This is a genomic window from Cobetia sp. BL01, assembly GCF_056493605.1.
This window is the reverse complement of record NZ_JBVBEE010000006.1, coordinates 34,508-55,832: the sequence shown is the minus strand read 5'-3', so window position 1 is coordinate 55,832 and position 21,325 is coordinate 34,508. Positions and strand designations below refer to the sequence as shown.

At 63.3% G+C, this 21,325-nt stretch carries 20 protein-coding genes; 5 read left to right on the top strand and 15 right to left on the bottom strand.

The window, feature by feature from the left end; translation table 11 throughout:
* The first annotated feature begins 24 nt into the window (after nt 1-24).
* From dapD to ACZYGA_RS11960, 3 genes are all read left to right on the top strand, one after another.
* Nucleotides 25-1,050: a 2,3,4,5-tetrahydropyridine-2,6-dicarboxylate N-succinyltransferase gene (gene dapD / locus ACZYGA_RS11970; RefSeq protein ID WP_404626289.1), complete on the top strand. Its 1,026-nt coding sequence runs from the start codon at nt 25-27 to the stop codon at nt 1,048-1,050.
* Nucleotides 1,051-1,210: 160 nt separating this feature from the next.
* Nucleotides 1,211-2,407, top strand: a complete 1,197-nt coding sequence (dapE, locus tag ACZYGA_RS11965; protein ID WP_404626287.1) for a succinyl-diaminopimelate desuccinylase — start codon at nt 1,211-1,213, stop codon at nt 2,405-2,407.
* On the top strand, nt 2,404-2,817 hold the full coding sequence (locus ACZYGA_RS11960) for a hypothetical protein (RefSeq protein ID WP_084207814.1): 414 nt from the start codon (nt 2,404-2,406) through the stop codon (nt 2,815-2,817). Before dapE ends, ACZYGA_RS11960 begins: the two co-directional genes overlap by 4 nt.
* A gap of 100 nt (nt 2,818-2,917) precedes the next feature.
* On the opposite strand, the gene ACZYGA_RS11955 is transcribed toward ACZYGA_RS11960, so the two are convergent.
* A complete protein-coding gene (locus ACZYGA_RS11955) occupies nt 2,918-3,382 on the bottom strand; it encodes a cold-shock protein (protein ID WP_077377808.1) in 465 nt (154 codons plus the stop codon).
* Between the two features lie 499 nt (nt 3,383-3,881).
* On the opposite strand from ACZYGA_RS11955, the gene ACZYGA_RS11950 reads away from it, so the two are divergent.
* Nucleotides 3,882-4,139 carry a SlyX family protein gene (locus ACZYGA_RS11950; protein WP_077377805.1) on the top strand — a complete coding sequence of 86 codons (258 nt, stop codon included), beginning with the start codon at nt 3,882-3,884 and terminating at the stop codon, nt 4,137-4,139.
* A 122-nt stretch (nt 4,140-4,261) separates the two neighbouring features.
* On the opposite strand, the gene trxB is transcribed toward ACZYGA_RS11950, so the two are convergent.
* The 3 genes from trxB to ACZYGA_RS11935 all read right to left on the bottom strand — a co-directional run bounded on the left by trxB (nt 4,262) and on the right by ACZYGA_RS11935 (nt 6,830).
* A complete protein-coding gene (gene trxB / locus ACZYGA_RS11945) occupies nt 4,262-5,218 on the bottom strand; it encodes a thioredoxin-disulfide reductase (RefSeq protein WP_077377802.1) in 957 nt (318 codons plus the stop codon).
* A gap of 347 nt (nt 5,219-5,565) precedes the next feature.
* The gene (locus ACZYGA_RS11940; RefSeq protein ID WP_065392448.1) at nt 5,566-6,168 is read right to left on the bottom strand and encodes a peroxiredoxin; all 603 of its coding nucleotides are present in this window, start codon (nt 6,166-6,168) and stop codon (nt 5,566-5,568) included.
* A gap of 305 nt (nt 6,169-6,473) precedes the next feature.
* Complete coding sequence (locus ACZYGA_RS11935) at nt 6,474-6,830, bottom strand: zinc ribbon domain-containing protein (RefSeq protein ID WP_084207812.1); 357 nt, start codon at nt 6,828-6,830, stop codon at nt 6,474-6,476.
* A gap of 346 nt (nt 6,831-7,176) precedes the next feature.
* Between ACZYGA_RS11935 and acnA the strand changes: the two genes are divergently transcribed.
* Nucleotides 7,177-9,921, top strand: coding sequence for an aconitate hydratase AcnA (acnA, locus tag ACZYGA_RS11930; RefSeq protein ID WP_404626283.1), 2,745 nt, complete (start codon nt 7,177-7,179; stop codon nt 9,919-9,921).
* A gap of 146 nt (nt 9,922-10,067) precedes the next feature.
* On the opposite strand, the gene ACZYGA_RS11925 is transcribed toward acnA, so the two are convergent.
* The 11 genes from ACZYGA_RS11925 to radC all read right to left on the bottom strand — a co-directional run bounded on the left by ACZYGA_RS11925 (nt 10,068) and on the right by radC (nt 21,006).
* A complete protein-coding gene (locus ACZYGA_RS11925; RefSeq protein WP_284729186.1) occupies nt 10,068-11,747 on the bottom strand; it encodes an NAD-dependent malic enzyme in 1,680 nt (559 codons plus the stop codon).
* Between the two features lie 311 nt (nt 11,748-12,058).
* Entirely contained in the window at nt 12,059-13,303 is a 1,245-nt protein-coding gene (locus ACZYGA_RS11920; RefSeq protein ID WP_404626280.1) for a YeeE/YedE family protein, read from the bottom strand.
* Nucleotides 13,304-13,514: 211 nt separating this feature from the next.
* Nucleotides 13,515-14,528: a tryptophan--tRNA ligase gene (locus tag ACZYGA_RS11915; RefSeq protein WP_084207810.1), complete on the bottom strand. Its 1,014-nt coding sequence runs from the start codon at nt 14,526-14,528 to the stop codon at nt 13,515-13,517.
* A gap of 217 nt (nt 14,529-14,745) precedes the next feature.
* The gene (gene ald, locus ACZYGA_RS11910; RefSeq protein ID WP_404626278.1) at nt 14,746-15,867 is read right to left on the bottom strand and encodes an alanine dehydrogenase; all 1,122 of its coding nucleotides are present in this window, start codon (nt 15,865-15,867) and stop codon (nt 14,746-14,748) included.
* A gap of 143 nt (nt 15,868-16,010) precedes the next feature.
* Nucleotides 16,011-16,526, bottom strand: coding sequence for an acyl-CoA thioesterase (locus tag ACZYGA_RS11905; protein ID WP_404626276.1), 516 nt, complete (start codon nt 16,524-16,526; stop codon nt 16,011-16,013).
* Nucleotides 16,523-16,879, bottom strand: coding sequence for a putative signal transducing protein (locus tag ACZYGA_RS11900; RefSeq protein WP_077377775.1), 357 nt, complete (start codon nt 16,877-16,879; stop codon nt 16,523-16,525). The genes ACZYGA_RS11905 and ACZYGA_RS11900 overlap by 4 nt, the downstream gene beginning before the upstream one ends.
* Nucleotides 16,880-17,023: 144 nt before the next feature.
* On the bottom strand, nt 17,024-18,214 hold the full coding sequence (locus tag ACZYGA_RS11895) for a class I SAM-dependent rRNA methyltransferase (RefSeq protein ID WP_077377772.1): 1,191 nt from the start codon (nt 18,212-18,214) through the stop codon (nt 17,024-17,026).
* A gap of 159 nt (nt 18,215-18,373) precedes the next feature.
* Nucleotides 18,374-19,189, bottom strand: coding sequence for a bifunctional DNA-formamidopyrimidine glycosylase/DNA-(apurinic or apyrimidinic site) lyase (gene mutM, locus ACZYGA_RS11890; RefSeq protein ID WP_054556537.1), 816 nt, complete (start codon nt 19,187-19,189; stop codon nt 18,374-18,376).
* 155 nt (nt 19,190-19,344) lie between these two features.
* Complete coding sequence (rpmG, locus tag ACZYGA_RS11885) at nt 19,345-19,500, bottom strand: 50S ribosomal protein L33 (RefSeq protein WP_016417370.1); 156 nt, start codon at nt 19,498-19,500, stop codon at nt 19,345-19,347.
* Between the two features lie 92 nt (nt 19,501-19,592).
* Nucleotides 19,593-19,829, bottom strand: a complete 237-nt coding sequence (rpmB, locus tag ACZYGA_RS11880) for a 50S ribosomal protein L28 (protein ID WP_043336270.1) — start codon at nt 19,827-19,829, stop codon at nt 19,593-19,595.
* A gap of 502 nt (nt 19,830-20,331) precedes the next feature.
* Complete coding sequence (radC, locus tag ACZYGA_RS11875) at nt 20,332-21,006, bottom strand: RadC family protein (RefSeq protein WP_077377769.1); 675 nt, start codon at nt 21,004-21,006, stop codon at nt 20,332-20,334.
* Between the last annotated feature and the right edge of the window lie 319 nt (nt 21,007-21,325).

The window sequence follows — 21,325 nt, the reverse complement described above, 5'->3', positions numbered from 1 at the left end:
CTGGACACCCCGGAGATTGACACGATGTTGAGCCTTGCCCTCGGAATCGGCACCCAGAACACCACCGGCGACTGGCTGGAAGTCTACTATCCTGCCCCGCTGTTCAAGCCGACCGCTGCCGTTGCTGACGCCGCTCGCAAGGCACTGGACGCACCGGCTGGCACCACCGCCACCAGCTTCCTGCCGGAACACTGCGCCGCCCTGGCCAGCGCCCTGCGCGACGCCGGTGACAGCGCCCAGGCCGAACTGGCCGAGAGCCTGGCCGCCAGCCAGCGCCCGCTGGTCGCCATATTCATCGAGGAAGACGCCGCCCCGCAGAGCGTGCCGGAGGTCTACCTCAAGCTGCACCTGCTGTCTCACCGCATGGTGCGTCCGCACGGCATCGATCTGACCGGCATGTTCGGTCTGCTCAAGAATGTCGCCTGGACCAGCGAAGGCGCCATCGACATCGAGGAGCTGCCGGCGCGTCGCCTCAAGGCCCGCCTGGAAGGTCGCACCCTATCCGTGGACTGCGTCGACAAGTTCCCGAAGATGACCGACTACGTGGTACCGACCGGCATCCGTGTCGCCGATACCTCACGTGTGCGTCTGGGCGCCTACCTGGGCGAAGGCACCACCGTGATGCACGAAGGCTTCTGCAACTTCAATGCCGGCACCGAAGGCCCGGGCATGATCGAAGGCCGCATCTCCGCGGGCGTCTTCGTCGGCAAGGGCTCTGATCTGGGCGGCGGTTGCTCCACCATGGGCACCCTGTCCGGTGGCGGCAACATCGTCATCAAGGTCGGCGAAGGCTGCCTGATCGGCGCCAATGCCGGTATCGGCATCCCGCTGGGCGATCGCTGCACCGTGGAAGCTGGCCTCTACATCACCGCCGGCACCAAGGTCATGGTCTTCGACAACGAAGGCCAGGAAGTCGAGACGGTCGCGGCCCGTGAGCTGGCGAGCCAGGACGACCTGCTGCTGCGTCGCAACTCCGTCACCGGCCGTGTCGAGTGCCGCACAAACAAGAGCGCCATCGCGCTCAACGATGCCCTGCACGCCCACAACTGAGGCGCGTGACGATGGCCTGTCAGGGGCTGCACCTCTGGCAGGCCGTCGTGGCATTTCCCGGCTCGGGCAGCAGTGTCCGAGCCGGCGTGAAGACACTTCGTCTCTCCCCCGAATTTCGCGCTGTCGCTCCTCGCGATGACGCCTGCAGCGATGGCCCATGATGACTGATTCAAACGCACCGCTTCCGCCACGCCCCGCCGATCTGTCTCCGACGCTGGAGCTGGCCTTCGATCTCATCTCACGCCCCTCGGTCACGCCGGACGACCTGGACTGCCAGACCCTGATGATCGAACGCCTCGAGGCGCTTGGCTTCACGATCACGCGGCTGCCCTTCGGCGATGTCGACAACTTCTGGGCGGTGCGCGGCCATCATGGTCCGGTGCTGGCCTTCGCCGGTCACACCGATGTCGTGCCGACGGGTCCGGAAGCCAACTGGCAGTATCCGCCGTTCTCGCCGTGCATCGACGATGCCGGCTTCCTGTGTGGCCGTGGCGCCGCCGACATGAAGGGTTCGCTGGCCGCGATGCTGACCGCCACCGAGCGCTTCGTGACCGCCACCCCGGATCACGAAGGCCGCATCGCCTTCTTGATCACCTCCGACGAGGAAGGCCCGGCGGTTCACGGCACCCGTGCGGTGGTCGAGTATCTGCGCGAGCATCACGAGCGCCTCGACTACTGCATCGTCGGCGAGCCGTCCTCCACCGACTACGCCGGTGACGTGATCAAGAATGGCCGTCGCGGCTCGCTGGGTGCGGTCATGCACGTCAAGGGCGTCCAGGGCCATGTGGCCTACCCGCACCTGGCGCGCAACCCGATCCACGAGGCCGCCCCGGCACTGGCCGCCATGGCCGCTGAACACTGGGACGACGGCAACGACTTCTTCCCGGCGACCAGCTTCCAGATTTCCAACATCCGTGGCGGTACCGGCGCGACCAACGTCATCCCCGGCGAGCTGGAAGTGGTGTTCAACTTCCGCTATTCCACCGAGCTGACCGCCGATGACCTCAAGCGTCGCACCTACGAGATCCTCGAGAAGCACGGGCTGGACGTCGAGATCGAGTGGAACCTGAGCGGCGAGCCCTTCCTGACACCGGAAGGCGCGCTGGTCGATGCCGCCGTGCACGGCGTGGAACGCGCGCTGGGACGCAAGCCGGTACTGTCCACCTCCGGCGGCACCTCCGATGGTCGCTTCATCGCCACGCTCGGCACCCAGGTGGTAGAGCTGGGGCCGGTCAACGCGACCATCCACAAGATCGATGAACGCATCATGGCCAGCGACCTGGACCAGCTCTCCAGTGCCTATGAACACATCCTGGAATACCTGTTTGTCCCCGCGACCCGAGAGACCACGGCATGAGCGACACCCCGCACACTGACGCCGATGAGCAATACCCGGACATCGAGATCTACCTCAAGCCCTTGAGCCTGGAAGCGCTCGGTGCCTGGCTGGGCGAGCAGTTCGGGCAGGTCGTCGTCTTCCAGCCGGCCGGCAAGCTGCAGCACCGGACCCGCCTCACGCGTGACGGCGCCGAGATCGCGGTACTGGTCGTGGAGAAAGTCGCTGACGGGTTCGCCAGCCTGTGGTTCGACAGCGCCAGCACTCCCTGGGCACGTGATGTCGACTGTGCTCGCGCCGCCGCCCGAGGGCTGCAGGTCGAGGCGCGCTGCTCGCTGGGCAGCTGGCAGCCAGGCGATGAGCCGGACCGCTTCTTCCGCGTCATGGCCGATGGCAGCGAAGAGGCCTTCACCTGGCCAGACCAGGGCTGAGTGACGCGACGCTCGTCACCCCAATGTGCAGGCCATGAACGACAACGCCCCGCAGGCTAGCCTGCGGGGCGTTGTCGTCTTTCACTGAGCGAGTCAGCGATCAGGTGATGACCGTCACGTCATCCGCCTGCAGGCCACGCTCATTGCTGATGACGTGGTAACGCACCTTCTGACCTTCGGCCAGCGTGCGATGGCCCTTGCCACGGATGGCACGGAAGTGCACGAAGACATCTTCACCGCTCTCGCGGGTCACGAAGCCATAGCCCTTGTTGACGTTGAACCACTTGACCTCGCCGATCTCACGATCGTCGTCCTCGACTTCGGCCAGCGCCGCGGAACGCGGTGTCAGCACCGGAATGGCCAGGGTGGCGACCAGCAGCAGAATGAAGACGGCGACGGCAGCAGCGGCGTAGGCCAGTTCAAAGCCCTCGACGCTGAGTGCCGTGGACAGCGTGTCGGCCAGCTCGCCGCCGGTCAGGGTGATGAAGACGGCAATCAGCAACGGTGCCGGCAATGCCAGCAACAGACTGATGATGAAACAACGGAAGAACGATTTGGAACTCATCAAGATAAACTCTCTAAGCAATGGATTAAGGTGGAACGCGACAAGGCAGAAGGGGGTACTTCAGATGATCCATATCAGAATGTTCTGCCAGACGCCGCAGCAAGGGCAGAATCCGGGAGGATGACGACACGCGATGCGACCGTCAGTCGTCGGACCTCTGCCTGAACGCAACGCCTCACGGCGATGCCCGTGGCTGTGACTGACACTCGGTGTCAGCCTGGCCACGTCGTGGCTCGTGATGCGAGTCTCCCCACATCAGTCGATGGAACCGGCAGCCATGTCAGTGCCAGAGGCGAAACTGGCAGGTGCCGTCAACAGGTGCACTGCGCGAAAAGAAAGCAGAACACACCGATATCAGTCTAACACGCCTCACCAGAATGCGTCTGATGCCACCACGTGCCTCCCCTCAACCCTTGTCGGTCCGCTTGTGGCTGGTGATATCCTCACGCCACTGACTCGCCCACCGGGACTGACACCTCTCTTCAGGAGTACATAGCGCATGTCGACCCCGACCGATCTTCCCGGCGATGCTCGGCTGGAAGCACGCCTGGAGGCGCTCGAAAGCCGCCTGGCCCACCAGGATGACTGGCTGGAGACGCTGGATCGCACCGTGATTGCCCAGCAACGCCAGATAGAGACGCTCGAGCGCCTCACCGCGCTGATGAGCGCGCAGCTGCGCCAATTGCGCGAATCTGGCAGTGAACGGACACAGACCGACTCACTGTCGCCTGCCGACGAGCTTCCTCCTCACTACTGAAGCGAGCACTGGCACCTGTGATCAAAACGCAGAACGGCCCCGCAGCGCATGCCACGGGGCCGTTCTTGTGCGTGCCTCCCTGACGGCCTGTCAGGAGACGCGAGCGCGGAGGGTCAGGCCATTCAGGCAGTCAGACCATCCAGATAGCGCTCGGCGTCCAGCGCCGCCATGCAGCCAGTACCGGCAGAGGTGATCGCCTGGCGATAGACGTGATCCATCACGTCACCACAGGCATAGACACCGGGGATGCTGGTCTGGGTGGCATTGCCTTCCAGGCCGGACTGGACCTTGAGATAGCCGCCCTGCATCTCCAGCTGGCCTTCGAACAGGCTGGTATTCGGACGATGGCCGATGGCGATGAACACCCCCATCGAGCTCAGCTCCTTGGTGGCGCCACTCTCGACATGACGCAGACGCACGCCGGTGACGCCGGAGTTGTCACCCAGCACCTCATCCAGCGTGTGATGCCATTCCACCGCCATGTTGCCGTTCTCGACCTTGTCGAACAGCTTGTCCTGCAGAATCTTCTCGGCGCGCAGGCTGTCGCGACGGTGCACCAGGGTGACCTTGGAGGCGATGTTGGACAGGTACAGCGCTTCCTCGACCGCGGTGTTGCCGCCACCGACCACCACGACTTCCTGATTGCGATAGAAGAAGCCGTCACAGGTCGCGCAGGCCGAGACGCCCTGGCCCATGAACTGCTGCTCGCTCGGCAGGCCCAGATACTGTGCACTGGCACCGGTGGCGATGATCAGGGCGTCACAGCTGTAGCTGCCGTTGTCACCCTTGAGCAGGAACGGACGCTCGCCGAGAGTCACTTCGTTGATGTGATCGAACAGGACTTCGGTCTCGAAGCGCTCGGCGTGGCGGCGCATGCGCTCCATCAACTCCGGCCCCTGCACGCCGGCATCATCGCCCGGCCAGTTGTCGACATCGGTGGTGGTGGTCAGCTGGCCACCCATCTGCATGCCGGTGATCAGCAGCGGCTTGAGGTTGGCACGCGCGGCATAGACGGCAGCGGTGTAACCCGCCGGGCCGGAGCCGAGGATGATCAGACGTTCGTGACGGACATTGCTCATGGATGACCTCAGGACAGATGAAGGCGGAAAATTCACCAGACGCCGGGTGACGACTGATGATCTATGTACTGAGCGATGCAGACAGCGCCTGCGATCGGCATGGCTCAGGACACGGAGTGGATGGTGAACAGGGACTGCGCAGATTAGCGCAGACGCGCCGAGCTTTCAGCACTGCGCTCAGACCGGCATCGCAGAAGCTTATGACGCTAGCCTCAGATACACGGAAGCCGCCGCCAAGGGCGACGGCTTCCGGTTCGCCTGCCAGTCGAGCCACTCATGGGAGGGTGTCGAAAGGCGGACGCTCGATCAGTCAGCGATGACGCGGCTGATCGCGACCAGGCAGCGACTTACAGGCTGCTGGAGTGACCTGCCAGGTACTTGGCGACACCTTCAGCGGTGTCCTTCATGCCTTCCTGACCTTCTTCCCAGCCTGCCGGGCAGACTTCGCCGTTGGTCTGGTGGAACTGCAGGGCCTTGACCATGCGGACCATCTCGTCGACGTTGCGGCCCAGCGGCAGGTTGTTGACGACCTGGTGCTGAACGACACCGTCTTCGTCGATCAGGAAGGACGCGCGCAGTGCGACGCCAGCTTCCGGGTGCTCGACACCGAAGGCCTGCACGATTTCGTGCTTGACGTCAGCCACGATCGGGAAGCCGACTTCACCGATGCCGCCAGCGTCCGGAGAGGTCTTGCGCCATGCGTGGTGAGTGAACTGGGAATCGATGGAAACACCGATGACTTCAACGCCGAGTTCCTTGAACTTCGCCAGACGGTTGTCGTGGGCGATGATTTCAGACGGGCAAACGAAGGTGAAGTCCAGCGGCCAGAAGAACAGCACACGCAGCTTGCCGTTGGAATCAGACAGCTTGTAGTTGTCGACGATGGTACCGTCGCCCAGCACAGCTGCGGCTTCGAAATCCGGGGCCTGACGTCCGACCAATACGCTCATGGTGATCTCCTGAGAAATGATGATGGAAGGCGCAAAGCCGCCTTCGTGATGAATCGCCACACAGACTAATCGCCTCAGGTGGCAGATGCCAAATGTTTGGCGCAATCACCATCATAGAGTTTGCCTATGAAAGCTCGATGACGATGCCTGCTGCGCCGGAATCATAAGTGACCTCTGAAACAGAATACAGTATCTCCTGTGCACTGCTCGGGATTCTCGCTCTTGCGGCGTGATTCGGGGCAGATGCGCTGAATCAGGGCACCTGAGATCGCGTCTGGAATCGCACCTGAGATCGCCCGCCGAGGTCAGAGCACGTCATCGTCCTGGCCGATATCCAGGCCATCCAGCTCACCACTGACGGGGTCTACCTGCTGGCGCACCTGAATCGGCTGACAGCAGCGCTCGCAGTCGATGATGTTGGTCAGACTGCCCTCGTCCAGATCCAGGAACACCGTGAAGGGCGTGTCACAGTAGGGGCAGTTGATTTCCGCCTCATGCAGCGCCTCACTGGTCACGCCTTCATGCTTGTCCTCGAGCAGCTCATGTCCCGGCCACTCATCGGACTGCCCCGAGGAATGCTCCGCCAGCCACTGCTCGACGGCAGCATCCAGTACCTCGTCATCTTCCGGCAACTCACCCGGCTCACGCCCTTGATCACTCATGCCAACCTCCGTCATGTCATGTGAGAGATGCGATTGATCGCGGCGAAGGCCTTGCCAGCGGCTGACAGTCCACGAGCCATGAGCGCCATGCTCACCTCCCTCACGATGTCTCTCATCCGTCTCTATGGCAGCGAACGCGACGCGGGGTTCCTCACTGCGCACTATCCTCAAGCAAGCAGGCGCTTGAATTCCGGTCAGATGATGACCATAGCCTTATATAGGCAGTATCCCGCGATTTGGCAGTCGCTCTCAGGCGACGCGTCGCAGCCGGCCGAGGCACCTGACGCACCTGTTGGATGACACATCAGCAGTCTGGCCGGTGAAGACAACGACAAGGAGGAGAATCATGGGTTCCCAGCGCTCTCAGTCACTGGATTCGCTCAATACCCTCTCCGAACTGCAGGTCGGAGACAGGCAATATCACTACTACTCGCTCAAGAAGGCCGCCGAGTCGCTTGGCGACCTGACGCGACTGCCCTTCACGCTCAAGGTGTTGCTGGAGAACCAGCTGCGCTTCGAGGATGGTGACACTGCCACCAAGGACGACATCAAGGCGCTGGCCGACTGGCAGAAGACCGCCTCCAGCACTCATGAGATCGGCTATCGCCCGGCCCGGGTGCTGATGCAGGATTTCACCGGTGTGCCCGGCGTCGTCGACCTGGCCTCCATGCGTGACGCCGTCAAGACACTGGGCGCGAACCCCGAGAAGGTCAATCCGCTGACCCCGGTGGATCTGGTCATCGACCACTCGGTGATGGTGGATCACTACGGTGACCCGAGCGCCTTCAAGGACAACGTGCGCATCGAGATGGAGCGCAACCGCGAGCGCTACGAGTTTCTGCGCTGGGGCCAGCAGGCCTTCGACAACTTCTCCGTCGTCCCGCCGGGTACCGGCATCTGTCACCAGGTGAATCTCGAGTACCTGGGGCGCGCCGTCTTCACCCGCGAGGAAGATGGCAAGACGCTCGCCTACCCTGACACCCTGGTCGGCACCGACTCCCACACCACCATGATCAATGGCTTGGGCGTGCTGGGCTGGGGTGTCGGCGGGATCGAGGCGGAAGCCGCGATGCTCGGCCAGCCGGTCTCGATGCTGATTCCGGAAGTGGTCGGCTTCAAGCTGACCGGCAAGCTCAACGAAGGCATCACCGCGACGGACCTGGTGCTGACCGTCACCCAGATGCTGAGAAGCCGTGGCGTGGTCGGCAAGTTCGTCGAGTTCTACGGTGATGGCCTGGACGACCTGCCACTGGCGGACCGCGCGACCATCGCCAACATGGCGCCGGAATATGGTGCCACCTGCGGCTTCTTCCCGCTGGATGACGAGACGCTCAACTACATGCGTCTGTCCGGCCGCTCCGATGAACAGGTCGCGCTGGTCGAAGCCTATGCCAAGGAGCAGGGTCTGTGGCGTGAGCCGGGCCATGAGCCGATCTTCTCCGACACCCTGGAGCTGGACATGGGTGAGGTCGTCGCCTCTCTGGCCGGCCCCAAGCGTCCGCAGGATCGCGTCGCGCTCACCGACATCAAGCAGACCTTCGAGAAGATCCTCGATGACCAGCTGGGTCAGATTCCCGCGGTCGAGGACGGCAAGTGGCTGTCCGAGGGTGGCCAGACCGCCGTCGATGTCGAGCAGAGCTACGAGAAGGATACCGACTACAGCGAGCTGGACGGCGAGACCTTCCGTCTCGATCACGGGGACGTGGTCATCGCCGCCATCACGTCCTGCACCAACACCTCCAACCCCAGCGTGATGCTGGCGGCAGGTCTGGTGGCCCGCAAGGCGCGCGAGAAAGGCCTGCGCACCAAGCCATGGGTCAAGACTTCTCTGGCACCGGGTTCCAAGGTCGTCACCGACTATCTCGCCTCGGCGGGGGTTCAGGATGACCTCAACGAGCTGGGCTTCAATCTGGTCGGTTATGGCTGCACGACCTGCATCGGCAACTCCGGCCCGCTGCCGGACCCTGTCGAAGCCGCCATCAACGAGCGTGACCTGACGGTCGCCTCGGTGCTGTCTGGCAACCGCAACTTCGAGGGTCGCGTGCACCCCAACGTGCGCACCAACTGGCTGGCGTCACCGCCCCTGGTGGTGGCCTACGCCCTCGCCGGCACCGTGCGCACCGACCTCTCCAAGGAGCCGCTGGGCAAGGACAACGACGGCAACGATGTCTTCCTCAAGGACATCTGGCCCACCCAGGCGGAAATCGCCACGGCCGTCGAACAGGTACGCACCGAGATGTACCGCAAGGAGTACGCTGAAGTCTTCGACGGCGACGAGACCTGGCAGGCCATCGAGGTACCGGAAGCCGAGGTGTATGAGTGGAAGGATTCCACCTACATCCAGCATCCGCCGTTCTTCGAAGGCATGGAGCGCGAGCCAAAGGCCGTGCAGGACGTCGAGAACGCTCGCGTGCTGGCCATGCTCGGCGATTCGGTGACCACTGACCACATCTCACCGGCCGGTGCCATCAAGCCGGAAAGCCCGGCGGGTCGCTACCTCAAGGAGAACGGCGTCGAGGTCAAGGACTTCAACTCCTATGGCTCACGTCGCGGCAACCATGAGGTGATGATGCGCGGCACCTTCGCCAACGTGCGCATCCGCAACGAGATGCTCGATGGCGTCGAGGGCGGCGAGACACGCCACGTGCCCTCCGGCGAGCAGATGGCCATCTACGATGCCGCCATGAAGTATGCCGAGGAAGGCACGCCACTGGTGGTGGTCGCGGGCAAGGAGTACGGCACCGGCTCCTCACGTGACTGGGCCGCCAAGGGCACCCTGCTGCTGGGCGTCCGTGCGGTGATTGCCGAGTCCTATGAGCGCATCCACCGCTCCAACCTGATCGGCATGGGTGTGGTGCCGCTGCAGTTCCCCGAAGGCGAAAGCCGCCAGTCTCTCGGCCTGACCGGTGATGAGGAAATCAGCATCAGCGGTCTGAATGACCTGACGGCCGGCGGCAAGGTCCAGGTCACCTTCAAGAGCGACAAGGGTGAGCAGAAGATCGAGGCGCTGTGCCGCATCGATACTGACAACGAGCTGGAGTACTACCGCCACGGCGGCATCCTCCACTACGTGCTGCGCGGCATGCTGTAACCCGCCAGCCGCTGATCGCAGCGCTGACCGCAATACAAAAGCCCCCGCAGGCATGGCCTGCGGGGGCTTCTTCATTTGCACACTCTGTTTCAGGCAACCTGTTTCAGGCAATCTGCTTCATGCGCTCACTGACGGCGCAGGCGCGATCAGAACGCCTTGCGACGGTAGGCGCGGTAACGCGGCTGCCAGAAGTTCTTCTCGATGTTGGCCTGGATGATCTCATCGCTGGAGGTCAGCGCCACGCCGTCGGCCTGAGCCTGACGTGCTACATCAAAGGCGATCTGACGGCTGATGTCCTGGATGTCGCCCAGTGACGGCAGCAGCGCGCCCTCGCCCTTCAGGACGATCGGGGCGTTGTTGGCCAGCGCATTGGCCGCGGCCATCAGCATGTTGTCGGTGATGCGTGAGGCGCTGGATGCCAGCACACCCAGACCGATGCCCGGGAAGATATAGGCATTGTTGCACTGGGCAATCGCGTGGGTGTGGCCGTTGTGCTCGACCGGCGCGAACGGGCTGCCGGTGGCGACCAGTGCCTTGCCGTCGGTCCACTCGATGACTTCCGCCGGTGTCGCTTCGACGCGTGAGGTCGGGTTGGACAGCGGCATCACCAGCGGGCTCTCGCAACCGGCCTGCACGGCACGGATCACGTCTTCGCTGAACAGGCCACGCTGGCCGGATACACCGATCAGCACGCTCGGCTTGGCGGCCTTGACCACATCCAGCAGGCCGCGGTCACCGAAGTCGGCCACGCTCTCGACGTCGTGAGCCAGACGGCTCTGGAAGTCGTAGAGGCCTTCCATGTCGTTGGTCAGCAGGCCGAAGCGATCGACCATGAAGACACGCTTGCGGGCCTCGGCCTCGTCCATGCCTTCCTTGACCATCGCCACCACGATCATCTCGGCGATGCCACAACCGGCGCTGCCGGCACCCAGGAAGGTCACGCGCTGATCGGAGAGCTTCTCGCCCTTGGCCTTGCAGGCCGCCATCAGGGTCGCGACCACGACGGAGGCGGTGCCCTGGATGTCGTCGTTGAAGCAGCAGACTTCATCGCGGTAACGCTCGAGCAGCGGCATGGCGTTGGCCTGCGCGAAGTCCTCGAACTGGATCATGGCCTTCGGCCAGCGACGCTTCACGGCAGTGATGAACTCGGCCACGAAGGCGTTGTAGTCATCACCGGTGACGCGCTCGTGACGCCAGCCCATGTAGCGCGGGTCGTCGAGCAGCTTCTGGTTGTTGGTGCCCAGATCCAGCGAGATCGGCAGGGTGTAGGCCGGGCTGATGCCGCCACAGGCGGTGTACAGCGACAGCTTGCCGATGGGGATGCCCATGCCGCCGATGCCCTGATCGCCCAGCCCCAGGATACGCTCGCCATCGGTGACGACGATGACCTTGACGTTGTCCTTGGTCGCGGAGCGCAGGATGTCATCCATGTGCTCGCGGTCCGGGTAGGAGATGAACAGGCCGCGGTGGTTGCGGTAGATGTTGGAGAACTCCTCGCACGCCTGACCGACGGTCGGGGTGTAGATGATCGGCATCATCTCCTCGAGGTGCTCCTCGATCACGCGGAAGAACAGGGTCTCGTTGTCGTCCTGCACCGAGCGCAACAGGATGTGCTTGTCGAGGTCGGTGGCGCACTGCTGATACTGGCTGTAGACGCGCGCGACCTGCTCTTCGATGCTCTCGACATTCTGCGGCAGCAGGCCCATCAGATTGAAGCTGACACGCTCTTCGAGGCTGAAGGCGCTGCCCTTGTTGAGCAGCGGCATCTCGAGCAGGCTCGGGCCGGCGTAAGGAACGTACAGGGCGCGCTTGGAAGTATCCGTCATGGCGAGACTCTTGAATCAGTGGGGACGACCTCACGCTCGGCAAGCTTCTCGGCATGCCGGCAGACACGCGCAGCATGCCCGCTGAAGCACCGCAGAAGACCTGCTGGCAACCGGGCGTCCGAGGGACCTTTCGACGTGCAGTTTCCACGTGCGAACAAGGCATGATGATAGCACGCGCAGTGCTATCTCCGGCAGCCTGTGCAGGGTCGACGTGCGTTGCGCAGACAAGGGTGCTGCATGACGAGAAACGCCCCGCTCATCCCCCTGACAGGGAAGGAGCGAGGCGTTCGCGGTCACGTGCGGGGAATGGCTCAGGCCAGATCGGCACGCGATGCCGGCTTGCGCGGCGCAAGCGCGAAGAGCGGGCGCAGCTTCACGCCCAGCATGTTGCCGGCGAAGGCCATCACCAGCCACAGCCAGCCATGCAGACTGCCGGAGGAGATGCCACCGAAGTAGGCACCGATGTTGCAGCCGAAGGCCAGGCGCGCGCCGTAGCCCAACAGCAGACCACCCAGCACGGCAGCCACCACCGAGCGCAGCGGAATGTTCCACTTCGGCGCGAACTTGCCGGCCAGCAGTGCCGCCGCCAGCGCCCCCACCACGATACCGATGTTCATCACCGTGGTGATGTCTTGATAGAGCGGTGCGGCCAGCGCCTTGGCATTGCCCGCCGCCTGCCAGTAGCCCCAGTCACTGACATCGAAGCCCAGCGCGGTATAGGCCTTGGTGCCCCACAGCGCGAAGGCCGAGGTGATGCCCCAGGGACGACCGGCCAGCGCCAGCGTCACGAAGTTGAGCAGCGCCAGCGCCACGGCACCCGCCAGCAGCGGCCAGGGACCCCGCAGAAAGCGTGACAGACCACGCGGCTGACTGTCGGTCACGGTGGCCTTCTCGAGCTCACCGTGACGGCGCTTCTCCAGCGTGCGTGTCACCACCACGATGATGGCGAACAGCACCAGGCTGACGATGATGCCACCCAGCGCGCCGAAGCTGTCCACCAGCGAGACGGCGGGCAGCGACGGCAGGCTCTGCCACCAGCTGAAGTGCGCGGTGCCGATCACCGAGCCGACGCAGAAGAAGATCAGGGTGATCACCATGCGCGCATTGCCGCCACCGACGGTGAACAGCGTGCCCGAGGCGCAGCCGCCGCCCAGCTGCATGCCGAGCCCGAACAGGAAGGCACCGACCACCACCGAGATACCCAGCGGCGAGACGAAGCCGGAGACCTCCTGCCCCCACAGGCTGCCCGAGGCCAGCACCGGGAAGAACAGCACCACGGCGATCGCCAGCATCAGCATCTGGGCACGCAGGCCGCGTCCTCGGCGCTCGGTGATGAAGACTCGCCAGGCGGAGGTGAAGCCGAAGGCCGCGTGGTAGAGCACCACGCCCAGCGCGCCCCCCACCAGCAGCAGCAAGCCCTGGCGCCAGCCGGACACCATCCCCAGCAGGATGGCAGCCACCACCAGCAAGCCTCCGGCCAGAATGGCCTTCGGGTTGATGGCGGTCGTCGGCAGGCCGGACTGGCTGGCCTTGCCGGGTATCGCATCGTGACTCATGTCTTGCTCCTTGAACGAAGTCGTCATGTCGCGTTCATCAATGCGGCAAGCCTAACGCGTTGCCTTATAGCTGTGAACGAATTTTCAGCACGCCATCCATTCCGCCATGGAATATAAGTCACCCCCGTCAGCTCACCTCCCAGACGACGACGCCCGCCATCGAAAGCGATGGCGGGCGTCTGGTGCCGGTCTGTGCGGGGTGTCCTCGAGATTACACGAAGTTGCCCAGACCGACGGCACGACGCAGGCGCTCCATCATCGGCGCGGCCTCATCGCGCGCACGCTCGGCACCACGCTTGAGGATGGCTTCGACATGTGCCGGATCTTCCATCAGCTCGACGTAACGCTCACGCGGCGCCTTGAGATGGTCGTTCAGGTATTCGAACAGCTGATTCTTGGCATCGCCCCAGCCAATGCCGGCGGCGTACTGCTCACGCATGGCGGCGACTTCCGCCTCGGTGGCGAAGGCCGAATAGATCTGGAACAGGGAACAGGTATCCGGGTCCTTCGGCTCCCCCGGCTCCAGCGAATTGGTCTTGATCTTGCGCACGCTCTTGAGCAGCTGCTTCTCGGTGCCGAACAGCGGAATGGTGTTGTTGTAGCTCTTGGACATCTTGCGGCCATCGAGGCCTAGCAGCAGCTGGGATTTCTCGTCGGTCACCGCCTCGGGCATGGTGAAGTAGTTGCCCTTGAAGAGGTGGTTGAAGCGCCCGGCCATGTCACGCGCCATCTCGATATGCTGGATCTGGTCACGCCCCACCGGCACCTTGTGGGCATTGAACATCAGGATGTCCGCCGCCATCAGCACCGGATAGCTGAACAGCCCCATGCTGATGCCACGATCCACGTCCTCGATGCCCGCTTCCTCGTTCTCGGCCACGGCGCCCTTGTAGGCATGCGCACGGTTCATCAGGCCCTTGGCGCAGACACAGTTGAGCAACCACATCAGCTCCGGAATCTCCGGCACATCCGACTGGCGATAGAAGATGGCGTTGTCGGTGTCCAGCCCCAGCGCCAGCCAGGTGGCGGCGATCTCACGGCGGGATTCCTGCACGCGCTTCGGGTCCTGACACTTGATCAGAGCATGGAAATCGGCGAGGAAATAGAAGGACTGGACCGTCGGGTCCTGGCTGGCCTCGATGGCGGGCTTGATGGCGCCGACATAGTTGCCGAGGTGAGGGGTGCCGGTGGTCGTGATGCCGGTAAGAACGCGGGTCTTGGTCATGGATGCACTTCTTGGGCGTCTGAGTCGGGGAGCGTGCCACTTGGCGGGACCTGCTCACAATGAATCACGACAGGGCACGACGGCGCGCATCACGATGCGATGAACCCGCCATGTCCTGCCGCTGCATTGCACTCATCTTACCCTGAGGGGCATGGCCTTCGTAAGGGCCGGACAGACGACCAGCGCCCCATGCACGCCATGTACCCGCCGGCAGGCGTCAGCCCTTTGCCAGGGCATCTTCCAGCGAGATCACCGGCATGCCGAAGGCAGCGCCGACTTCCGCAATCGTCAGCTGGCCGGCATGCACGTTGAGGCCTGCCGCGAAGTGACGATCTTCCCGCAATACCTTGCGATAGCCGCCATTGGCGAGCTTCACCACATAAGGCAGCGTCGCGCTGGTGAGTGCCTGGGTCGAGGTACGCGCCACGGCCCCCGGCATGTTGGCCACGCAATAATGCACGACACCATCGACGAGATAGGTCGGTTCCGCATGGGTCGTGGCGCGACTGGTCTCGAAACATCCGCCCTGATCGATCGCGACATCCACCAGTACCGCACCGGGCATCATGTTGCGCAGATGCCCGCGACGGATCAGCTTGGGGGCCGCGGCACCGGGCACGAGCACGGCCCCAATGATCAATGCCGAATGGCGTACCGCCTCATCCAGTGCCTCGGATGTCGAATAGACCGTACGAATCTGCCCCTGATAGCGGTGATCCAGCGTCTCGAGGCGGTTCAATGACGTATCGAGAATCACCACCTCGGCGCCCAGCCCCAGCGCCATGCGCGCCGCGTTCTCCCCGACCACACCGCCGCCGATCACCGTGACCCGCGCCGGTGGCACGCCAGGCACACCGGGCAACAGCACCCCCATCCCGCCTTGCGCCTTCTCCAGCGCATGCGCGCCGGCCTGGATCGCCATGCGCCCGGCAACGCGACTCATGGGTGCCAGCAGCGGCAGACCACCGGCGGTGTCGGTGATGGTCTCGTAGGCAATCGCGGTCACCCCGCTATCCAGCAGGCTTTCGGTCAGCTCACGGGCGGCGGCCAGATGCAGGTAGGTGAACAATGTCTGGCCGCTGGTGAGACGTGCCACCTCGGCCGGCTGAGGCTCCTTGACCTTGAGTATCAGCTCGGCCTCGCGAAAGACCTGCTCGACATCCGATTCAAGACGAGCCCCGACCCCCTGGTACTCGGCGTCACTGAACCCACTGCCCTCACCCGCACCACGCTCGACGATGACGTCATGGCCATGGGCAATCAGCTCTCGCACCCCGGCGGGCGTCAGAGCGACACGATATTCGTGGTTCTTGATTTCCTTCGGCACGGCGATCTGCATGACGAGCTCCTTGCACTGCTGGCGGAATATGGCGATGTCACCTCGACACCTCCTACAAGCACAGCAGACTCGTCAGTGTCGCGCCAATCAGATGCCAGCAAGATTCACCAAAACACGACAGCAATGCAGTGGAATGCAGGGAATCATCGTTGGCTGGCAGCATCCTCGCTCACCAGCGCCGCCGAATAGCATTCACGGTAAGCCTCAGGCATGCGTCTGGCTCGCCCACTCGAGAGTTCGATGCAGACGAAGCGCGTGCGTGCCTCCAACAGCGTCAGGCCATCCGAGCAACGACGCAGCTGAAAGCGGCGCGTCAGACTCAGGCGACCATCGCAATCCACCAGCCAGGTGGCCAGCATCAGCGAATCGCCAAGCCGTGCGCTGGCCAGATAGTCGATCTCGTGGCGGTGCACCGCCATGCCACGATCCTGGGCACGATAGTGTTCAAGGCCCAGCCCCAACGCTTCGGAATGTGCCCAGCTGATTCTCTCCAGCCAGCGCACGTATTCGGCATTGTTGACATGGCCATAGCCATCCAGCGCCTCGACACTTACCGCGATCGGCAGCAGGAAGGGAGACGGCAGCGCCCACCCTTCACAGGTTTCCCGCAAGGGGGCCGTGTTGCCAATGACGGTCTCCGATGCCTGTACGTCCGTCATGCCACGAACTCCGTGTCATCATCCTGCTCGCGGGGCCCTGCATCATCACGCATGGGCGCACTGGCACCGCAGGACCAGCATTCACTGAAGCTGCCTTCGAGACGCTCCCCGCAGGCGCACTGCCAATCCGGCTGCGCAGGCGCGGCCTCGATATGTGCCAGCAGCTGGCGAGCGCGGGCGAGATTGTGCTCGGCAACCCACAATTGCGGCTCGCAATCGTTGACGGGCAACTCCCCGGCTGCCGAACCCAGCAGACGGTTGCGCAGCTCGCACGGGATACCCTCGCTTTCCAGAAGGTTGCGCCAGTGATCCAGCAGCACGAGATTGTGATGGGATGTCAGTCGTCGATACATGCCGTCAGACTATCAGAGTCCGGGCGCTACGGAAGCCATCAACGACAACGCCGCCCCGAAGGGCGGCGTTGTCGTTCGTGTCAAAGGACACGTTCATCGCTCGCGATCCCGATCGCGCTCCTGGTCGCGACCCGAGACTCGATCTCAGTCGCGATAGACCCGCACACCGAGCGCCTTGAGGTAGGAGGTCTCGGGGATGGACGGGTGCACCGGGTGGTCGCTGGCCTGATGGCCCTGGAAGATGACCTGACCGTGGCGGTCCTGGTGACGCACGGCGCCACGCACCACATCCATCAGGCGCTCCGGCGCGAGATGCATGGAGCAGGAGCCGGACATCAGCAGACCGTCGCGGCCCAGCAGACGCATGGCTTCACGGTTGAGGCGTGCATAGGCGCGCTCACCGTTGGTGATGTCCTTGCGCTTGCGGATGAAGGCGGGCGGATCCGCGATGATGACGTCGAACTGCTCGCCTTCCGCGCGCAGGGCCGTCAGTGCCTCGAAGACATCCGACTCCGCGATGGAGACGCGATCTTCGACACCGTTGAGCACGGCGTTGCCCGAGACACGCTCAAGTGCCGCACCGGAGGCGTCGACACACAGCACTTCGCTGGCGCCATGCGCCGCCGCCTGCACCCCCCAGCCACCGACGTAGCTGAACAGGTCCAGCACGCGCTTGCCTGCCACCTGACGATTCAGCCAGGCACGGTTGTCGCGGTGGTCATAGAACCAGCCGGTCTTCTGGCCATCCAGTACCGGCGCGCTGAACTGGACCCCATTCTCTTCCAGCAGCACGCTTTCCGGCAGCTCGCCATAGACGACTTCGACGTTGCGCTCGAGCTGTTCCTGACGGCGACCGCTGGAATCGTTCTTGAACACGATGGCGGTCGGCTTGACGACCTTCAAGAGCGCATCGACGATCACTTCCGCCAGTCGCTCCATGCCGAAGGTGTTGAGCTGGCAGACCAGCACGTCGCCGAAGCGATCGACGATCAGACCCGGCAGCAGGTCGCCCTCGCCGTGGACCAGACGGTAGAACGGCTTGTCATAGAGGCTCTCGCGCAGCGACAGTGCCTGGTTGAAGCGATGCACCAGCAGCGAGCGGTCCAGACGCTGTTCCGGGTTGCGCGAGACGATACGCGCGCAGATCAGCGAGTTCGGGTTGACGTAGGCAACGCCCATCGCGCGGCCGTTGCTGGCCTCGATGATCGCCTGGGCACCCGGCTCGAAATTCTTGAGCGGCGTCGCGACGGTATCGACTTCATTGGAGTACAGCCACAGATGGCCAGCCTTGAGGCGGCGATCAGCATTCTTCTTCAGGCGCAGACGTTCAGTCACGGGAATCATCCATAAGACAGGGAAAGGGACAGGACGACGACAGGGCGCGCCCGAATGGGGCCATTCTAGTCGTCATGGCGGCCCCGGTCACGGAGCCTCCGGTCAAGTGATCATCAAGGGCCAGCGAGACATGTCTGACCCGTGCCGGCACGAACGGCACTAGCTCTGGCAATGAGGGCAGAAGCAGCTGGCACGCTGCCCGAGCACCAGGCTCATGATCTCATGGCCACACTCACGGCAGGGCTCGCCCCCTCGCCCATAGACGTTGAGGCGCTGGGCGAAGTAGCCGGGCTTGCCATCACCACCGACGAAATCACGCAAGGTGGTACCGCCTTGCTCGATGGCAGCCGCCAGCACGCTGCGCGAGGCCTCGGCGAGGCGCTCATATTCCTCCAGAGAGGTCTCCCCCGCCGGACGACGCGGGTCGATGCCAGCCATGAAGAGCGCCTCACTGGCGTAGATGTTGCCCACGCCGACCACATTGGCGTTGTCCATCAGGAAAGGCTTGATCGCCACGCGTCGCTTGCGCGAGCGCGCGAAGAGAAGCTCACCGGTGAAGGCGTCCGACAAGGGCTCCGGCCCGAGCCTCGCCAGACGTGTGTCAGCGTGCGGGTCACCGCGCACGAAGTCGACGAAACCGAAGCGACGCGGGTCGTGATAGCGCAACACCTGGCCATTGCCCAGCACTACATCGACATGGTCATGCGTACGGGGCGGCGTGCCGATGGGTACCAGCCTCAGACTGCCGGACATGCCCAGATGCCAGAGCAGGTGGCCATCGGCGATCGGCAACAGCAGGTACTTGGCACGGCGCGAGAGCTCACCGAAACGCTGCCCCACCAGCCACTCCGCCAGCTCACTCGGTACTGGCGTGCGCAGCCGTGGCTGACGCACGATCACCTCGGTGACCTCCTGGCCCTCGACCAATGGCGCGATACCACGGCGAGTCGTCTCGACTTCCGGTAATTCGGGCATGCTTCCTCCTCGACTGACCGCCAGACGCACAACAGGGTGACGACAGAAGCCGCCACCCTGTTGCAGGATGCCGGAACTCCGACATCCAGATACTCGAAAACCCGGTCAGGACCGGGTTTTCGAGGGTTCCGACAGCACGCTGGCGGGAGACAAGATCACTTGATCTTGGCTTCCTTGTACATCACGTGCTTGCGAACGACCGGATCGTACTTCTTGAATTCAAGCTTGTCCGGAGTGTTACGCTTGTTCTTGTCTGTGGTGTAGAAGTGGCCAGTACCGGCACTTGACACCAACTTGATCTTGTCACGCATTTTCAGTTTCCTTCCACAGTCGCATTCACCGAACGATTGAGAGCGTTGCCCTCGGCTCGGTTGCCATTGCTACAGGGGCTGTCTTCTAGTGTTTAGAAGCGCTCGCCACGTGCAGTGAGGTCCTTGAGGACTTCGTCGATACCCTTCTTGTCAATGATGCGCATGCCCTTGGTAGAGACGCGCAGCTTGACGAAGCGCTGCTGGGATTCAACCCAGAAACGGTGGGTGTGCAGGTTCGGCAGGAACCGGCGACGAGTCTTGCGCTGGGAGTGAGAAACGTTGTTACCAGTCACCGGGCGCTTGCCGGTAACCTGACATACTTTGGACATTGGAGCCTCCAACCGCTGCGTTGGCTAAGTTGTTCAAAACCTGTCGGGCAAACCGGAAGTGGCAGGCGCCGCCTCATGCCCTGATTTCAAAGTGTGTTACGTCCATTCCGGAAGACAAGCTTCAGGGTACTGGAACGTGCAGGCGCAGCATTTTACCCGAAGAGGAACGCGAAAGCACGCCCAAGACGGATTTTTTTCGCCAACACGCTTCGCCCGAGCTGTCACATCGGTACAGACGCTTGCTTAGCCAGACGCTTCACTCAGCCAATGTCGGCCAGAGTGGTCGCGAATTCTGTGGTGGGTGGTACGGGAGGCGCAACATTACCACAATCGACGCCCTGTTTTGCAATCCCTGTCACCCGGCAGGCCCGACAATTGACCAGACCGGACATCCGCAGGGCGCCTCCTTCCCATCCGCTCCTTCTTCTTCCTTCTCTTACCCCCTGCTCTCGTCTCAGCGCCTTGTCGAAAGAGGTCGCGCAAGACCGAGGCGGTGCCTGGCTCACAACCAGCCACGCTCGGCGAAGGAAATCACCTCGCCGTCCCCCACCACGAAGTGATCCAGCACCCGGATATCGAAAAGCCCCAACGCCTCTTCCAGGCGCTGGGTGATACGACGATCGGCATCACTGGGCTCCGCCACTCCGGAGGGATGGTTGTGGGCGAGTATCAAGGCGCCCGCGTTGAGCGCCAGCGCCCGCTTGACCACTTCACGCGGATAGACGGCAGCAGCATCCAGCGTGCCGGTGAAGAGTGTCTCGAAGCGAATGACGCGATGCTGACTATCCAGGAAGAGTGCGGCGAAGACCTCATGTGGCAGATCACGCAGATGAGAGGAGAGGTAGCGCCGTACCAGCAGCGGTGAGGTCAATGCCGCGCCGCGCATCAACAGGCTTTCCAGGTGTCGACGGGACAGCTCCAGCGACGCCTGCAACTGTACATACTTGGCATCTCCCAGGCCTCGCGCAGCACAGAAATCCTGCTGACTGGCTTCCAGCAGTGGGCGCAGCCCGCCGAAGGTGGTCAACAGATCGCGCGCCAGGTCCACCGCCGAACGCCCCTTGATTCCCACTCGCAGGAAGATTGCCAGCAACTCGGCATCTGACAGCGCAGCAGCCCCCGATGACAGAAGCTTCTCACGGGGCCGCTCCCCGATTGGCCACTCCCTGATGCCCATGCACACTCTCCTCTCGTGACAGTGATGCTGACATCCGGCGCGCCACGAGAGTGGCCATGCCTGCCTCAGGGCAGGCCCACCGACACGCCAAGGAGCATGACGCGACATCAGCATTTGGACTGAGAAGCGTGGTCTTCGCCCGTCACTGCCGCCAGCGTCACTCTCAACGCTTGCATGCCTGGCGCGCTTTCTGGCTGGCTGAGCCTTCCTGGCTCGCGGCTCGTCGTACCGCGACAGGTCAGTGTCCGCACCCGCGACAGACGGCGTGCCCGGCCAGCGACGCTACGCAAGGTTGCATCACGGTGATATGGTAGAGGCG

Bases quoted from the DNA above. Each gene is read 5' to 3' on its own strand.
- ACZYGA_RS11955 (WP_077377808.1), bottom strand. From the start codon at position 3,382: ATGAGTTCCAAATCGTTCTTCCGTTGTTTCATCATCAGTCTGTTGCTG.
- ACZYGA_RS11935 (WP_084207812.1), bottom strand. From the start codon at position 6,830: ATGAGTGATCAAGGGCGTGAGCCGGGTGAGTTGCCGGAAGATGACGAG.
- rpmG (WP_016417370.1), bottom strand. From the start codon at position 19,500: ATGCGTGACAAGATCAAGTTGGTGTCAAGTGCCGGTACTGGCCACTTC.
- mutM (WP_054556537.1), bottom strand. From the start codon at position 19,189: ATGCCCGAATTACCGGAAGTCGAGACGACTCGCCGTGGTATCGCGCCA.
- rpmB (WP_043336270.1), bottom strand. From the start codon at position 19,829: ATGTCCAAAGTATGTCAGGTTACCGGCAAGCGCCCGGTGACTGGTAAC.
- dapD (WP_404626289.1), top strand. From the start codon at position 25: ATGTTGAGCCTTGCCCTCGGAATCGGCACCCAGAACACCACCGGCGAC.
- ACZYGA_RS11950 (WP_077377805.1), top strand. From the start codon at position 3,882: ATGTCGACCCCGACCGATCTTCCCGGCGATGCTCGGCTGGAAGCACGC.
- ACZYGA_RS11960 (WP_084207814.1), top strand. From the start codon at position 2,404: ATGAGCGACACCCCGCACACTGACGCCGATGAGCAATACCCGGACATC.
- dapE (WP_404626287.1), top strand. From the start codon at position 1,211: ATGACTGATTCAAACGCACCGCTTCCGCCACGCCCCGCCGATCTGTCT.
- ACZYGA_RS11900 (WP_077377775.1), bottom strand. From the start codon at position 16,879: ATGTATCGACGACTGACATCCCATCACAATCTCGTGCTGCTGGATCAC.
- radC (WP_077377769.1), bottom strand. From the start codon at position 21,006: ATGGGCATCAGGGAGTGGCCAATCGGGGAGCGGCCCCGTGAGAAGCTT.
- trxB (WP_077377802.1), bottom strand. From the start codon at position 5,218: ATGAGCAATGTCCGTCACGAACGTCTGATCATCCTCGGCTCCGGCCCG.
- ACZYGA_RS11920 (WP_404626280.1), bottom strand. From the start codon at position 13,303: ATGAGTCACGATGCGATACCCGGCAAGGCCAGCCAGTCCGGCCTGCCG.
- acnA (WP_404626283.1), top strand. From the start codon at position 7,177: ATGGGTTCCCAGCGCTCTCAGTCACTGGATTCGCTCAATACCCTCTCC.
- ACZYGA_RS11925 (WP_284729186.1), bottom strand. From the start codon at position 11,747: ATGACGGATACTTCCAAGCGCGCCCTGTACGTTCCTTACGCCGGCCCG.
- ACZYGA_RS11905 (WP_404626276.1), bottom strand. From the start codon at position 16,526: ATGACGGACGTACAGGCATCGGAGACCGTCATTGGCAACACGGCCCCC.
- ACZYGA_RS11940 (WP_065392448.1), bottom strand. From the start codon at position 6,168: ATGAGCGTATTGGTCGGACGTCAGGCCCCGGATTTCGAAGCCGCAGCT.
- ACZYGA_RS11915 (WP_084207810.1), bottom strand. From the start codon at position 14,528: ATGACCAAGACCCGCGTTCTTACCGGCATCACGACCACCGGCACCCCT.
- ald (WP_404626278.1), bottom strand. From the start codon at position 15,867: ATGCAGATCGCCGTGCCGAAGGAAATCAAGAACCACGAATATCGTGTC.